The organism is Variovorax sp. GW821-FHT09D04, assembly GCF_059416405.1.
Window position 1 is genome coordinate 32,190 of sequence record NZ_JBWKPA010000011.1, and the last position, 14,467, is coordinate 46,656.

16 protein-coding genes are annotated in these 14,467 nt (G+C 69.4%); 2 read left to right on the forward strand and 14 right to left on the reverse strand.

Going from position 1 to position 14,467, the window contains the following annotated elements; translation table 11 throughout:
• Positions 1–20 precede the first annotated feature (20 nt).
• The 14 genes from AC07O4_RS26360 to AC07O4_RS26425 form a co-directional block, all read right to left on the reverse strand.
• Positions 21–488: a nuclear transport factor 2 family protein gene (locus AC07O4_RS26360; RefSeq protein WP_492733344.1), complete on the reverse strand. Its 468-nt coding sequence runs from the start codon at positions 486–488 to the stop codon at positions 21–23.
• 21 nt (positions 489–509) lie between these two features.
• Positions 510–1,331: a 4-hydroxy-2-oxoheptanedioate aldolase gene (gene hpaI, locus AC07O4_RS26365; protein ID WP_495306071.1), complete on the reverse strand. Its 822-nt coding sequence runs from the start codon at positions 1,329–1,331 to the stop codon at positions 510–512.
• Positions 1,332–1,467: 136 nt separating this feature from the next.
• Positions 1,468–2,271, reverse strand: a complete 804-nt coding sequence (gene hpaH / locus AC07O4_RS26370) for a 2-oxo-hept-4-ene-1,7-dioate hydratase (protein ID WP_062476860.1) — start codon at positions 2,269–2,271, stop codon at positions 1,468–1,470.
• Positions 2,272–2,288: 17 nt separating this feature from the next.
• Complete coding sequence (locus AC07O4_RS26375) at positions 2,289–2,696, reverse strand: 5-carboxymethyl-2-hydroxymuconate Delta-isomerase (RefSeq protein WP_495306072.1); 408 nt, start codon at positions 2,694–2,696, stop codon at positions 2,289–2,291.
• A gap of 13 nt (positions 2,697–2,709) precedes the next feature.
• Entirely contained in the window at positions 2,710–3,537 is an 828-nt protein-coding gene (locus tag AC07O4_RS26380) for a DODA-type extradiol aromatic ring-opening family dioxygenase (protein WP_062476853.1), read from the reverse strand.
• Positions 3,534–3,869 carry an aromatic ring-opening dioxygenase subunit LigA gene (locus AC07O4_RS26385; RefSeq protein ID WP_159273489.1) on the reverse strand — a complete coding sequence of 112 codons (336 nt, stop codon included), beginning with the start codon at positions 3,867–3,869 and terminating at the stop codon, positions 3,534–3,536. Before AC07O4_RS26385 ends, AC07O4_RS26380 begins: the two co-directional genes overlap by 4 nt.
• A gap of 2 nt (positions 3,870–3,871) precedes the next feature.
• Complete coding sequence (locus AC07O4_RS26390) at positions 3,872–4,846, reverse strand: tripartite tricarboxylate transporter substrate binding protein (RefSeq protein ID WP_495306073.1); 975 nt, start codon at positions 4,844–4,846, stop codon at positions 3,872–3,874.
• Positions 4,843–6,309 (reverse strand): 5-carboxymethyl-2-hydroxymuconate semialdehyde dehydrogenase, encoded by a 1,467-nt coding sequence (gene hpaE / locus AC07O4_RS26395; RefSeq protein WP_495306074.1) that lies wholly within the window; start codon positions 6,307–6,309, stop codon positions 4,843–4,845. Before hpaE ends, AC07O4_RS26390 begins: the two co-directional genes overlap by 4 nt.
• Positions 6,310–6,346: 37 nt before the next feature.
• A complete protein-coding gene (locus AC07O4_RS26400) occupies positions 6,347–7,348 on the reverse strand; it encodes a Bug family tripartite tricarboxylate transporter substrate binding protein (protein WP_495306075.1) in 1,002 nt (333 codons plus the stop codon).
• A 46-nt stretch (positions 7,349–7,394) separates the two neighbouring features.
• Positions 7,395–8,165 (reverse strand): fumarylacetoacetate hydrolase family protein, encoded by a 771-nt coding sequence (locus tag AC07O4_RS26405; protein ID WP_095743204.1) that lies wholly within the window; start codon positions 8,163–8,165, stop codon positions 7,395–7,397.
• On the reverse strand, positions 8,162–8,794 hold the full coding sequence (locus tag AC07O4_RS26410; RefSeq protein ID WP_495306076.1) for a fumarylacetoacetate hydrolase family protein: 633 nt from the start codon (positions 8,792–8,794) through the stop codon (positions 8,162–8,164). Before AC07O4_RS26410 ends, AC07O4_RS26405 begins: the two co-directional genes overlap by 4 nt.
• A complete protein-coding gene (hpaR, locus tag AC07O4_RS26415; RefSeq protein WP_056583837.1) occupies positions 8,791–9,228 on the reverse strand; it encodes a homoprotocatechuate degradation operon regulator HpaR in 438 nt (145 codons plus the stop codon). The genes AC07O4_RS26410 and hpaR overlap by 4 nt, the downstream gene beginning before the upstream one ends.
• 87 nt (positions 9,229–9,315) lie before the next feature.
• On the reverse strand, positions 9,316–10,320 hold the full coding sequence (locus AC07O4_RS26420) for a tripartite tricarboxylate transporter substrate binding protein (RefSeq protein ID WP_495306077.1): 1,005 nt from the start codon (positions 10,318–10,320) through the stop codon (positions 9,316–9,318).
• The gene (locus tag AC07O4_RS26425) at positions 10,317–12,017 is read right to left on the reverse strand and encodes an FAD-dependent oxidoreductase (RefSeq protein WP_495306078.1); all 1,701 of its coding nucleotides are present in this window, start codon (positions 12,015–12,017) and stop codon (positions 10,317–10,319) included. Before AC07O4_RS26425 ends, AC07O4_RS26420 begins: the two co-directional genes overlap by 4 nt.
• 101 nt (positions 12,018–12,118) lie before the next feature.
• Here AC07O4_RS26425 and AC07O4_RS26430 point away from each other — a divergent pair, with 101 nt between their 5' ends.
• On the forward strand, positions 12,119–13,018 hold the full coding sequence (locus AC07O4_RS26430; RefSeq protein ID WP_495306079.1) for a LysR family transcriptional regulator: 900 nt from the start codon (positions 12,119–12,121) through the stop codon (positions 13,016–13,018).
• Positions 13,019–13,041: 23 nt separating this feature from the next.
• Positions 13,042–14,433 carry a DNA repair protein RadA gene (gene radA / locus AC07O4_RS26435; protein ID WP_070063503.1) on the forward strand — a complete coding sequence of 464 codons (1,392 nt, stop codon included), beginning with the start codon at positions 13,042–13,044 and terminating at the stop codon, positions 14,431–14,433.
• Positions 14,434–14,467 lie beyond the last annotated feature (34 nt).

Sequence of the window (14,467 nt, forward strand, 5' to 3'; positions counted from 1 at the left end):
GCTCGTGGAAGGGCGGGGCGTCAGAACATGCCGTTCTTGTTCGCGGCGGTCTCGGGCACGGGCTGCACCACGTCCCAGTGCTCGACGATCTTGCCGTTCTCGAGCTTGAAGATGTCGACGATGGCGCTGCCGCGCGTGCCCGGCTCGCGCACCGCGTTCACGTGCAGGATCACGTAGTCGCCGTCGACGAAGCTGCGCTTGATCTCGCTCTTCGAGTTCGGAAACTTCTCGCGCAGGAAGGCGATGAACTTGCGAAAGCCCTCGGGCCCGTCGGCCGCCGTCGGGTTGTGCTGCACGTAGCGGTTGCCCACGTACTGCAGCGCCGCGTCGGCGTCCTTCTGGTTCAGGCCTTTTTCATAGAAGGCGAGCACGGTCTGGCGGTTGGCTTCCTGCCGGGCCTGCGAGGCCGGGGCCGGGCCCGTCTGGGCGCAGGCGCCAAGGAACAGTGCTGCGGCAGCGGCGAAAGCCGCGAGGGTGGTGCGTCGCATCGAAATGTCCTTGAAAGGGAATCAGTAGCCGTTGGGCGCGGTGGCGCCCGGCGCGGCCTTGTACTTCGCGAGCAGTTGCTTGGCGGCGGCCGCGAGCAGGATGGTGTCGACGCCCACGGCCACGAACAGCGCGCCGGCCGCGAGCCACTTGCGCGCCTGCTCCTCGGTGGTCGACAGGATGCCGGCCGCCTTGCCGGCCTTGCGGATGCGCGCGATGGCGTCGGCGATCACGGCCTGCACCTCGGGGTGGTTGGGCTGGCCCACGAAGCCCATCGAGGCCGACAGGTCGGCCGGGCCGATGAACACGCCGTCCACGCCCGGCGTGGCCGCGATGGCGTCGATGTTCTTCATCGCCTCGACCGTCTCGGCCTGCACCAGCAGGCAGGTCTGCGCGTTGGCTTCGTGCAGGTAGTTCGGGTAGGCCTGCCAGCGCGAGGCACGCGCCAATGCGCTGCCCATGCCGCGGATGCCTTCGGGCGGGTAGCGCATGCCCTGAACCAGCTTCGCGGCCTGCTCGGCGGTGTCGACCATCGGCACCAGCAGCGTCTGCGCGCCGATGTCCAGGTACTGCTTGATCAGCGTGGTGTCGCCGACCGGAATGCGCACGACGGGATGCGAGCGCTGCGCGTCGGGTTGCGCCGACCACGCGCTGGAAATGCCCTGCAGCTGCGCGAGCACCGAGCGCACGTCGTTGGGCGCGTGCTCGCCGTCGACCAGCAGCCAGTCGTAGCCGGTGCCGGCCAGCAGCTCGGCCACGTAGCCGTCGCCCAGGCCGACCCACAGGCCGATCTGGGGTTGGCCGGCCTGCAGGGCCTGCTTGAAGGTGTTGAGTGGGGTGTGCATGGTTCAGTCCGACAGGTCGATGGGTGACGGTTTCATTCGTGGAACACCGCGGAACCGGCTTTGCCGGGCCGCTGGTGTTGCCCCCGGTAGGGGGTTGGCGAAGCGACACGAAGTGCGCGAAGCCTGGGGGCGAGCTTCATACAAAACGGAAGGCGATGGAGCCGAGCGGGCCGTAGTCCGCGTGGAAGGTGTCGCCCGGCACGGCGTTGGTGGGGCGCGTGAACGAACCGCCCAGCACGATCTCGCCGGCTTCGAGGCATTCGTCCCACGGCGCGAGCTTGTTCGCGAGCCAGGCCACGCCGGTGGCCGGGTGGTTGAGCACGGCTGCGGCCACGCCCGACTCTTCGATCACGCCGTTCTTGTAGAGCAGCGCGCTCACCCAGCGCAGGTCGACCGCGTCGGGCTTCACCGGCCGGCCGCCGAGCACGATGCCGGCATTGGCCGCGTTGTCGGCGATGGTGTCGAACACCTTGCGCATGGCCTTGGTGTGGCGGTCGAACTGCTCGATGCGCGCGTCGATGATCTCGATGGCGGGCACCACGTAGTCGGTGGCGGCCAGCACGTCGAAGATGGTCACGTTGGGCCCCTGCAGCTTCTTGCCGAGCACGAAGGCCAGCTCGACCTCGATGCGCGGCGCGATGAAGCGCGTGAACGGGATGTCGCCGCCCTGCTCGAAGAACATGTCGTCCAGCAGCGTGCCGTAGTCGGGCTCGGTGATCTGGCTGGCCTGCTGCATGGCGCGCGAGGTGAGGCCGATCTTGTGGCCCTTCACGATGCGGCCTTCGGCGATCTTGTGCTTCACCCATTCGCGCGAGATGGCGTAGCCGTCCTCGATGGTCATCTCGGGGAAGCGCTTGGAGAAATGCTCGACCTGCACGCGCGACTTCTCGCTCTCGTGCAGTTCGGCGGCCAGTTGGGCGATGGTGGCGGTGGAGAGCATGGGGGCTCGCTTCTTCTTTATGGCTTGTTGAACAGGGGATGCAGGTTGCTGTGCTTGCCGTCGTACACCTGCCCCGGCGCTTCGTCGATCTGCAGCGTGATGCCGATGTGGCGCTGCGTGAAGACGGGCTCGAAATGCGCGCGCACGGCGGCCAGCAGCTCGTCGCCGGCTTTCTTCTTCACCGCCTCGGAGCGGCCCGAGGCCATGCGCAGGTTGAGGTACACGAAGGCGTAGTCTGCCCGGCCGTCGGCCACCGCGTAGTGGGCGGCGGGGTAGGCCAGCACGCGCGTGCCGCCTGTGGGGAACACCGGCTTGCCGGCCTCGTCGCGCTGTTCGAGCATGGTGTCGGCCAGCGTGCGGCACAGCGCCGACATGTCGGTCTCGGCTTCGATGTTGGGCGTGTACAGGATCACCAGGTGCGGCATGGTCGTGCTCCGTTCAAACCACCGACATCGTCGCGGCCGTGCAGGTCACCGCGAAGATCGGGATGGCCTTCATGTGGAAGATCTCGCCCTTGCCGCGCGCGGCCGCGGCCACGCTCAGGAAGGTGCGGATCTCGAAGCCGCCCTGGCCCGCTTCGCGGTAGGTGGCCTCGTCGCCGTAGTCGGCCTGCGACAGCAGCGCCTCGCGGTCGTTGGCGCACCAGCGGCGCATGAACTCGGCGTCCCACTCGGCATTGACCTTGCCCGAATCGGGCGTGGCCGGCCAGTGCGAGATGCCGCCCGTGCCCACCAGCGCGATGCGCTCGGGCACCTTGTCGCAGGCGCGGCGCAGGGCTTCGCCGAAGGCCCACGCGCGGTGCAGCGGCGTGAGCGGCGGGCCCTGGCAGTTGATGTTCACGGGAATGACCTTGGTGTCGAAGTTCGGCGTGAGGAAGTTCAGCGGCACCATGATGCCGTGGTCGAACTTCCATTCTTCCGCGTAGGCCACGTCCACCGTCTGCATCACCTCGCGGATCAGGCGCTGCGACAGCGCGGCGTCGCCGGGGATGGTGTGCTTCTCGATGCCCAGCCACTTCGGGTCTTCGATCGGGCCCTCGTAGCTGTCGGCCATGCCGATCGCATACGCCGGCATGTTGTTCATGAAGAAGTTCGCGAAGTGCTCGGCCGCGATGACGATCACCGCGTCGGGCTTCGTGGCGCGCATCGCCTCGCCGAAGCGATGGAACTGCGCGTGGAACTCGTCCTTCACCGCCGGGTCGGCGAGGTGCGCGCGGCCGGTGATGCCGGGGGCGTGGCTGCACACGCCTGCGAATACGAGACTCATACGCCTGCCACTTTCTCGTCGGTTCCGGTTGTCATTGCGTAGATGCCGGCGCGCACGGGGCCGTACTTGCGCACGCCTTCGCGCATGGCTTCGAGGTAGTCGGCCCACGCCACGCCGAGCAGGGGCGCGAAGTGCATCAGCAGCTGGCCGTTGCACCCGAGCACGTACAGCTTGCCGATGTCGCCGCTGCCGATCGCTTCGCGCTCTTCGTCGTTCAGGTCGTAGCCGGCCAGCAGCGTGGCGCGCGTGTCGCCGCCTTCGCCGAAGCGGCGCTGCACGTCCGCGTCGCGGTTCAGCGCGAACAAAAATTTCTGCATCGCATAGAGGCTCATGGTCAGCCCTCGATCTGGATGTTGGCCTTGCGGATCACGTCGCCGTACTTCGCGATCTCGCTGCGGATGAACTCGGCAAAGCGCTCGGGCGTGCCCGACAGCGACGCGATGCCGCCCTTGTGGAACGCCTCGGTCACGGCCGGCGAGGCGAGCGCGCGGTTCACTTCGGCGTTCACGCGTTGCACGATGGCGTCGGGCGTGCCGGCCGGGGCCAGCAGGCCGTTCCACGAATTGGACTCGATGGCCACGCCCTGTTCGGCCAGTGTGGGTATCGCGGGCGCGTACTGCGAGCGCTGCGCGGTCGCCATGCCCAGCGCCACCAGCTTGCCGGCCTGCACATGGCCGCGGAACTCGGGCCAGTTGCCGAACATGACGGTCACCTGGCCGCCGAGCAGGTCGGCCAGCGCCGGGCCCTGGCCCTTGTAGGGCACGTGCACGATGTCCAGGCCCATCTGCAGCTTGAGCATCTCGCCCGACAGGTGGGCCGAGGTGCCGTTGCCGAAGGAGGCGAAGCTCAGCGTGCCGGGCTTGGCCTTGGCCTGGCTGCGCAGGTCGGCCAGCGTCTTCAGGCCGCTGCCCGGGTGCGTGGCGAGCACGTGCTCCGACATGCCCATGAGCGCGACCGGGCGCAGGTCTTTCAGTGTGTCGTAGGGCAGCTTGCGCACCAGGGTGGGGTTGGCCGTGAAGCTGTTGGCCACGCACACGAAGCTGTGGCCGTCGGGCGCCGACTTGGCGACCGCATCGACGCCGATCACCGTGCCGGCGCCGGGCTTGTTCTCGACGATCACCGGCTGGCCCAGCGCCTTGCCGAGTTCGAGGCCGACGAGGCGCGCGACGAAGTCGGTGGTGCCGCCGGGCGTGAAGGGCACGACGATGCGCACCGGCTTGGCGGGCCACGCCGTCTGCGCGCGTGCCAGCGCGGGCAGGGCCGCGAGTGCGGCCGCGCCCTGCAGCAGCAGGCGGCGTTGAACGCTCACGCCACGCCCCAGTGCGGAATGTGGTGTGAGCCCATCGACACCGCGATGTTCTTCGGCTCGCAGAACACTTCGTAGCTCCAGGTGCCGCCTTCGCGGCCCGTGCCCGAGGCCTTGGTGCCGCCGAAGGGCTGGCGCAGGTCACGCACGTTCTGGCTGTTGACGAAGCACATGCCGGCTTCCACGGCGGCGGCCACGCGGTGCGCCTTGCCGATGTTCTCGGTCCACACGTAGCTGCTCAGGCCGTAGGCGATGTCGTTGGCCAGTTCGATGGCGTGCGCCTCGTCCTTGAACGGGATCAGGCAGGCGACCGGGCCGAAGATCTCGTCCTGCGCGATCTTCATGCGGTTGTCGACATCGGCGAACACGGTGGGCATCACGTAGTTGCCCTTCTTCACGCGGTCGGGCAGGTTGCTTGGCGCCTCGAGGCCGCCGCACAGCAGCGTCGCGCCTTCCTTCGGACCCAGCTCGATGTAGCTGCGCACCTTGGCCAGGTGGGCCTGCGAAATCATCGGGCCGACGATGGTCTTCTCGTCGAGCGGGTCGCCCACGGTGATGCGCTTCGCACGCTCGGCGAACTTGGCGGCGAAGTCGGCGTAGATCGACTGCTGCACCAGGATGCGCGAGCCGGCCGTGCAGCGCTCGCCGTTGTTGCTGAAGATCATGAACACGGCCGCGTCGAGCGCGCGGTCGAGGTCGGCGTCCTCGAAGATCACGAACGGGCTCTTGCCGCCCAGTTCCATGCTGAACTTCTTCAGGCCCGCGCTCTTCACGATGCGGTTGCCAGTGGCGGTGGAGCCGGTGAACGAAATCGCGCGCACGTCGGGGTGCGCCACCAGCGGCTCGCCGGCTTCCTTGCCGTAGCCGTGCACGAGGTTCAGCACGCCGGCGGGAATGCCCGCTTCGAGCGCCAGCTCGCCCAGGCGCGCCGCCGTCAGCGGCGAGAGCTCGCTCATCTTCAGCACGGCCGTGTTGCCGAAGGCCAGGCAGGGCGCGACCTTCCAGGTGGCCGTCATGAAGGGCACGTTCCACGGGCTGATGAGCGCACACACGCCCACCGGATGGAACAGCGTGTAGTTCAGGTGCGTGGGCGTGGGGTAGGTGTGGCCGTCCACCCGCGTGCACATCTCGGCGAAGTAGTAGAAGTTGTCGGCCGCACGCGGAATGAGCTGCTTGCCGGTCTGCGCGATCACCTGGCCGCAGTCGTTGGTCTCGGTCTGCGCGATCTCGGGCACGTGCTTGGCGATCAGGTCGCCGAGCTTGCGGATGAGCTTGGCGCGCTCGGGCGCGGGCAGGCCGGCCCACTTGGGGAAGGCGGCCTTGGCGGCGGCCACGGCGGCGTTCACTTCGGCCTCGCCGCCCGAGGCGACTTCGGCCAGCACTTCCTGCGTGGCGGGGTTGACGGTTTCGAAGTAGTCGGCGCCTTGGACTTGCTTGCCGTCGATGAGGTGATGGATCTGTTGCATGGGCGTGAGGGTGTTGCGGCCTTGCGGCGGTGTGTCGTCAGTCGAGCTTGATGTCGCGCGCCTTGATCAGCGCGTGCCACTTCTTGCGTTCGGTGTCCACGAAGCGGGCCATCTCGGCGGCGTCCGTGGGGCGGGCTTCCCAGCCGGCGTCGTAGAGCTTCTGCTTCACGCCGGTGTCGTTCATGCTTTTCAGCAGGTCGGCGCCCAGGCGCGTCTGGATGTCTTTCGGCGTGGCGGCCGGTGCCACCAGCCCCTGCCAGGTGTAGGCCTCGACGGCGTAGCCGAGTTCCTTGGCCGTCGGCAGCTGGGGCAGCTGCGGCACGCGCTCGGACGACATGGCCAGTAGCGGAATGACCTTGCCGGCCTTCACGGCGCTGATGCCGCTGGGCAGGTCGAGCATCATCAGCGGCACCTGGTTGCCCATGAGGTCCTGCAGCGCGGGCGCGCCGCCCTTGTAGGGAATGTGCAGCAGCGAGACGCCGGCTTCGCGCTGGAACAGCTCGTAGGCCAGGTGGTGCGGGCTGCCGGTGCCCGGCGTGGCGATGCTGTACTTGCCCGGCGAGGCCTTGAGCGCGGCGATGAGCGCCTTGGCGTCGCTGAAGCCTGCGCCCGGCGCGGCCGTGATGATGAGCGGCGAGCGGCCCATCATGCCGAGCAGCGCGAAGTCTTTCTCGGCGTCGTAGGGCAGCTTCTTGTAGAGCGCGGGGTTGTAGACCAGCACGCCGTTGTCGGCCGAGAACACGGTGTAGCCGTCGCCCGGCGAACGCGCCACGTTTTCCGACGCGATGATCGCGCCCGCGCCGGGGCGGTTGTCGACCGTGACGGGCTGTGCGAGCTGCTGCGAGAGCTGCGCACCGGCCGTGCGCGCGAGGTAGTCGGTGCCGCCGCCGGCCGGGTAGCCCACGACCCAGCGCACGGGCTTGGTCGGGTAGGTCGAGGCGGTCTGTGCGGTGGCGGCCGGTGCGAGCAGCAGCGTGGCGGCGCTGGCCGCCACGAAGGCGGCAGCAAGGCGGAAGGTCCGGGTTCTGGCGGTCGTCATGGCGGTGTGTCTCCGTTTTTTTGAAAGGGGTGGCGCAGTCAGCCGATCAGCGCGCGGCGATGGTGTTGACCAGCGCGCCGATGCCGTCGATCTCGGTCACGACCACGTCGCCCGGCTGGCAATCGACCACGCCGTCGGGCGTGCCGGTGAGGATCAGGTCGCCCGGCGACAGCGTCATGAAGCGGCTGAAGTATTCGATGAGGAAGGGCGCGTCGAAGATCATGTCGCGCGTGTTGCCCTGCTGCGTGACGGTGCCGTTCACCGTGGTGCGCAGCGCGAGCGCCATCGGGTCGGCCACGTCGGCCGCATCGACGAACCACGGGCCCAGCGGCGTGCAGGTGTCGCGGTTCTTCACGCGCAGGTTGGGGCGGTACCAGTTCTCGAGGTAGTCGCGAATGGCGTAGTCATTGGCCACCGTGTAGCCGCCGATGAAGTCGTAGGCGTCGTCGCGCTTCACGTGCTTCGCGGTCTTGCCGACCACGATGGCGAGTTCGCACTCGTAGTGCATGAACTTCACGTCGGCCGGGCGGTGCGTGAGCTGGCGGTGGCCGATGAGCGTGCTCTGGCCCTTGACGAACACCAGCGGTTCCTCGGGCGCCTTGAACTCCAGCTCTTTCGCGTGGTCGGCGTAGTTCAGTCCGAGCGCGAGGATGGTGCGCGGGCGCGCCGTGGGCGCGAGCGGCGGCAGCCACACGAGTTGCTCCTGCGGCACGACGCGGCCATCTTGGAGCCGCACGGCCGCGTCGGCCTGGCCGTTGAATTCGTGCGCGGTGCCGGTGTGCTCGCGGCCTTCGAAGATGACGCGTGCGTGCTTCATGCTGCTTCCTTCACCAGCGTGTTGCTCAGGGTCTCGAACCCCGGCGCGGAAATGTCGATGCGGTCGCCCGCGCGGGCCAGCGGACGGCCCAGGTCGCAGCCGAGCATCAGCACGTCGCCGTGCGCCAGCGTCATGAACTCGCCCACGTCGGCCAGCAGCTGGGGCGCGGGGCGCACGAGCTGCGAGAAGTCGATCGATTGCTTGAGTTCGCCGTTGATGCGCACCTCGACGCGGAACTGCCCCGGGTCGGCCACCTCCTGCGCGTCGCGCAACGCCGGGCCGATGCCCAGGAAGCCGTCGACGCACTTGAACTTCACCGGCGGACGGAAGAAGCTCGCATGCGGGATCGACAGGTCGTTCAGCAGCACGAAGCCTTCGATGTCGCCCTCGGCGCCGATCACCATGCCGATGCTGGCGCCGACTTCCACGTCGGACACCGCGGCGGGCACGGTGACGGTGCTGCCGTGCGGGCTCCAGGTGTTGGCCGTCTTCACGTAGAGCACGGGCGCCTTCGGCGGTGCCTTGTAGGGCGCTTCGGTCATCTGCGGCGCGAACGCCGCGGCCTCGGCGCGGAAGTTCAGCAGCGTGCCGTACACGGTGCCGGTGGGGAGAAAGGAGGAGGTGGTCATGGTTCGGGTTGCTCCAGCGCGATCAGTTCGTCCAGCAGGCCGTAGAGCTGCGTCAGCTTGGCCTTGCCCAGCGACTGTTCCATCCAGTCGTAGTGCGCCTCGATGCTGGTGCCCAGGCGCTTCACGAGCTTCATGCCGTGCGGCGTGGCCTCGACCACGGTGCGGCGCTGGTCGGCCGGGTCGCGGGCGCGGGTGATGAGGTTGTCGCGCTCCATGCGTGCGAGCACGCCCGTGAGGCTGGGACCGAGGATGAAAGCCTCGCGCGCGACGCGGCCGGTGTCGACCGCGCCGTGCTCGCCGAGCACGCGCAGCACGCGCCATTGCTGGTCGGACAGCGCGTGCTCGCGCAGGCTGGGCCGCGTGTGGGCCATCACGGCTTCGCGGGCCTGCAGCAGCAGGCGCGGCAAATTGCGGTGCGTGAAGGTGGTGCTCAAAAGCTGTGCCTCTCAGAATTATTTAACATGTTAAATGAATGCCGAGAAAACACGCCTGCGGGATAACCCTTGCGGGCCGTCGGGTGCTCAGTCGATCGTGGTGCCCGAAGCGCGGATCACCCGACCCCAGCGTTCGGTTTCGCTGCGGATGTAGGCGGCCAATTGCTCCGGCGCGCCCGCGCCGTGCGCCCCGGGCGCGGCCGGTTCGAAGCCTTCGTTCTCGAGCTTCTGGCGCAGCGCGGGCTGCGCGACGAGGCGGGCGATCTCCTGGCTGCAGCGGTCGATGAAGGCCTTGGGCGTGCCCGCGGGCGCGACCACGCTCTGCCACGCCACCGCCTCGAAATCGGCGGTGCCCGCCACGCCCGACTCGGCCACGGTCGGCACGGCGGGGAAGGTCGGCTGGCGCTTGCGCGAGGTCACGGCCAGCGCGCGCAGCTTGCCGCTGCGCACGTGCTGCAGGGCCGGTGCGATGTCGGTGAACATGAGCTGCAGCTGGCCGCCGAGCAGGTCGGTCAGCGCGAGTGCGCTGCCCTTGTAGGGCACGTGCACCATGTTCGCCGCGGTCGCGACCTTGAACATCTCTGCGCCCAGGTGCTGCGGGCTGCCGTTGCCGGCGGAGCCGTAGCTCAGCGCATCGGGCCGCGACTTCGCGAGCGCCACCAGCTCGGCCAGCGTGGTCGCCGGCACCGACGGATGCACCACCACCATCAGCGGCACCGCGCCGATGAGGCCGACCGGTGCGAAGTCTTTCGCGGGGTCGTACGAGAGCTTCTTGTAGAGCCAGGGGTTGATGGCGAGCGTGGTGCTGGTCGCGACCAGCAGCGTCGTGCCGTCGGGTGCCGCGCGTGCCACCTGCGAGGCGCCGATGGCGGTGCCGGCGCCGGGCCGGTTGTCGACGATCACGGTGCGGCCCAGCGCGGCGCCCAGCTGCTGCGCGATGAGCCGCCCGAGCATGTCGGTCGTGCCGCCGGGCGCGTAGGGCACGACGAGGGTGATGGGCTTGTCGCCTTGTGCCCGCACGAGGGCGGGGCCTGCGGCGCAGGCGGCGGCGGACAGCGCGCCCAGATGGCGCAAGGCATGGCGGCGGTTCATTGGCTTGTCTCTCTTTCTTTTTCGGATGTCGGTGTGGCCACTGCAGTGGCGCCGCGCAGCAGGTCGACCAGCGCGAGCGCGTCGACCGGCACGGCGTGCCCGCGCCAGGCCACGTGCTGGTCGGGGCGCGAGATGACGAGCGGCCGGTCGTACACGGCGGTGGCGGCCGAGGCGCGGATGTCGAGCGTGCGCAGCGGCAGGCCGCGCGCCGCGGCGGCGGCTTCGAGAGGCGCGACATCGATCGCGGGGTCGAAGCGCAGCAGCGTGTAGCCCTCGCCGGGCATCGCCATCGCGTCGTACAGCGAGCGGCCGTCGTCCAGCCACAGGTGCGGCGTGCGGCAGCCCGGCACCGTCGAGGGCGTGAACTCGTACATCGTGTAGGCGGGCGCGGCCTCGCCGTCGTAGGCAATGAGCGGCGAGCCCTCGTAGAAGTAGCCGAAGTTGAGGCCGCCGCAGCAGTACTGCTGCACGTTCAGGTCGTACAGCGCCTGGCCGCGCACGGCGCGCAGCGCGTCGCCCTCGGGCCCGGGCGCCTCGATGTTCTCGGGCACGCCTTCGCGCTGGCGTTGGAGCGCGAGCGCGTGGTTCATCGCGAACCGCGACACCTGCTCGGTGATCGGCTGGCGCTCGGCCTCATGCGCCGCGAGCGCGCCTTCGGCCAACCAGCCGTGCAGCCGGCCCGCGAGCAGCCACGAGAGGTTCATCGCATCGGCGATGCCGGCGTTCATGCCGTAGCCCGCCATCGGAATCCACAGGTGCGCGGCGTCGCCGCAGATGAACACGCGGCGGTCGCGGAAGCGGTCGGCCACGAGCCGGCGACCCACCCAGTCTTCGTTGGAGATCACCTCGTACTCGAAGTCCTCGCCCACGCCCAGGATCTGGCGGATCGCCCAGTCGCGGTCGATCGAGTCGAAGTCGGTCTCCTCGGGCAGCAGGTAGTTGTGCAGCAGCCAGGTCTCGCGCCCGTCGATGGCGTACACGTTGCCGCAGCGGCGCGGGTTCAGCGCGAAGGTGGCCCAGGCCGGCGGGTGCTTCAGCAGGCCCAGCAGCGCGGGCGCACGGAAGTAGGTCGACTGCACGCGGCCCACCACGTCGGTGCCGTGCAGGCCGGCGCCGATCTTCTTGCGCACCGTCGAGCGGCTGCCGTCGCAACCGACGAGGTACTGGCAGCGGATGCGCACCGCGCGGCCGTCGTCCAGGTCCACGCCCGTGGCCCACACGCCCTCGTCGTCCTGTTCGAAGTCGTCGATGCGCGTGCGGTTGCGGATGCGCAGGCCGGGCGTGGCCTCGGCATGCGCGAACAGCACCGGCTCCAGGAAGATCTGGTTGATGCGGTGCGGCGGCTCGGCCGTGGGCCACCAGGTGTCGGGGCCGCCGGTGGCGGTGTAGCGCTCGCGGCGCGCGGGGATCGGAATGCGCGACAGCTCCATGCCCGTCACGGCCGTGCGGTAGGCCACGTCGTTGGGGTAGTCGGCCGGCAGGCCCGCGTCGCGCAGCGCCTGCGCCACGCCCAGGCGGCGGAACACCTCCATCGAGCGCGCCGCCACGTGGTTGCACTTCACGTTGGGTGGTTCGCCGCGGTGGCGGATCTCGGTCATCAGCACGTCGATGCCGCGTTGCGCCAGGTCGATGGCCAGCGTCAGCCCCACGGGGCCGGCGCCGACGATCAGCACCTGGGCTTGCAGTTGCTCGGTCATGGGTCGCTTGTCTCCAGATTCTTGTGAGGCGCCATTACAGTGCCGAACCGGCTCGCGGAAAAAGTGAAACTTTCATGGCCATTCATAAAAAACCGTTATCAATGCGCGGTGTGCCCTCGGTGCGGCAGTTGCGTGCGTTCGCGGCCGTGTACCACAGCGGCCAGCTGTCGAGCGCGGCGGCTTCGCTGTCGCTGACGCAGCCGGCCGTCAGCGTGCTGCTGCGCGAGCTCGAAGCGCGGCTCGGCGTGCGCCTGTTCGACCGCACCACGCGTTCGCTGCAACGCACCGAGGCCGCGAACGAGGCCATCGCCTATGCCGAGCGCGTGCTGGCCGAACTCGATGCACTGGGCACCGGCATGGCCGAGCTGGCGGCGGGCCGGCGCGGGCGCGTGCGCATCGCGGCCACGTCCACCATCGCGCAGACGTTGATGCCCAAGGCCCTGCGCCGCTACCTCGACCTGCATCCCGACGTGAAGGTCGCCATCGAAGACTGCGCGCCCGGGCAGTTCGTGGAGAAGGTGCTCGGCGAGCAGGTCGACTTCGGCGTGGGCACGCTGCAGGCGCGCACGCCGGGGCTGGACCAGCGCGTGTTCGTGCACGACCACCTCGCGGTGATTGCCGACCGCGACCTGCGCCTGCCCGGCACCGACCGCATCACCTGGCGGCAGCTCGCGGGCCATCCGCTGATCACGGTCAAGCCGGGGTACGGCGTGCGCAGCAGCATCGACATCGCTGCCGCAACCGCCGGCGTGCGGCTGGACATCGCCTACGAGGTGACGCTGTTGACCACGGCGCTCGCGATGGCGGCCAGCGGGCTCGGCCCGGCGCTGCTGCCGGCGTCGATCCTCGCGCATGCCGACCACACGCGGCTGGTCGCGCGGCGGCTCATGCGCCCGACGGTGGCGCGCAACATCGCGGTCGTGACGCGGCAGGGCCGTTCGCTCTCGCCGGCCGCGGCGGCGTTCGCGGACCTGCTGGTGCGCGAATTCGCCATCGCCTGAACCGCGCCCCCTAAACTCGCTGCATGGCCAAGGACAAAACAACTTTCGTCTGCAGCGAATGCGGCGGCACCAGCCCCAAGTGGCTCGGCAAATGCCCCAGCTGCGGTGCATGGAACACACTCATCGAACAGGTCGCCGGCGCGGCCAACGGACCGGCCAACAACCGCTTCGGCACGCAGTTCGCGTCGCTCGCGGGCGCCTCCGAACTCGCCACGCTCTCGGAAATCGAAGCCACCGATGTCGCGCGCACGCCCACCGGGCTCGACGAGCTCGACCGCGTGCTCGGCGGCGGCATCGTGTCGGGCGGCGTCACGCTGATCGGCGGCGACCCGGGCATCGGCAAGTCGACGCTGCTGCTGCAGGCGGTCGATGCGCTGCAGCGCGCGGGGCAGAACGCGCTGTACGTCACCGGCGAGGAAAGCGGCTCGCAGGTGGCGCTGCGCTCCAAGCGGCTCGGGCTCGACCACTCGCAGGTGCAGGTGCTGGCCGAGATCCAGCTCGAAAAGATCATCGCCACGCTCGACGCCACGCGCCCGGCCATCGCGGTGATCGACTCGATCCAGACCGTGTACTCCGACCAGCTCACCTCCGCGCCCGGCTCGGTGGCGCAGGTGCGCGAATGCGCGGCGCACCTCACGCGCTTTGCCAAGACCAGCGGCACGGCCGTGGTGCTGGTGGGCCATGTCACCAAGGAGGGCGCGCTGGCCGGCCCGCGCGTGCTCGAGCACATGGTCGACACGGTGCTGTACTTCGAGGGCGACACGCACTCGAGCTTTCGCCTCGTGCGCGCCATCAAGAACCGCTTCGGCGCGGTGAACGAGATCGGCGTGTTCGCCATGACCGAGCGCGGCCTGAAGGGCGTGACCAACCCGAGCGCGATCTTCCTGAGCCAGCACGCCGAGCCGGTGCCCGGCAGCGTGGTGCTGGTCACGCTCGAAGGCACGCGGCCGATGCTGGTGGAAATCCAGGCGCTGGTCGACAACGGCGGGCCGAGCCCGCGCCGGCTGTCGGTGGGCCTGGACCGCGACCGCCTCGCGATGCTGCTGGCCGTGCTGCACCGCCACGCGGGCGTGGCCTGCATGGACCAGGACGTGTTCGTCAACGCGGTGGGCGGCGTGCGCATCAGCGAGCCCGCGGCCGACCTGGCCGTGATGCTGGCCATCACCTCCAGCCTGCGCGGCAAGCCGCTGCCCAAGGGCTTCATCGCCTTCGGCGAAGTGGGCCTGGCCGGCGAGGTGCGGCCTGCGCCGCGCGGCCAGGAGCGCCTGCGCGAAGCGGCCAAGCTCGGCTTCAGCGTGGCCGTGGTGCCGAAGGCCAACGCGCCGCGCAAGGGCACGAAGGAGATCGAGGGCCTGACCATCCACCCGGTCGACCGCATCGAGGAAGCGATGGACGTGGTGCGACGGCTCGACTGACGCGCACCCGCACGACAACACCCCCACCAGGAGA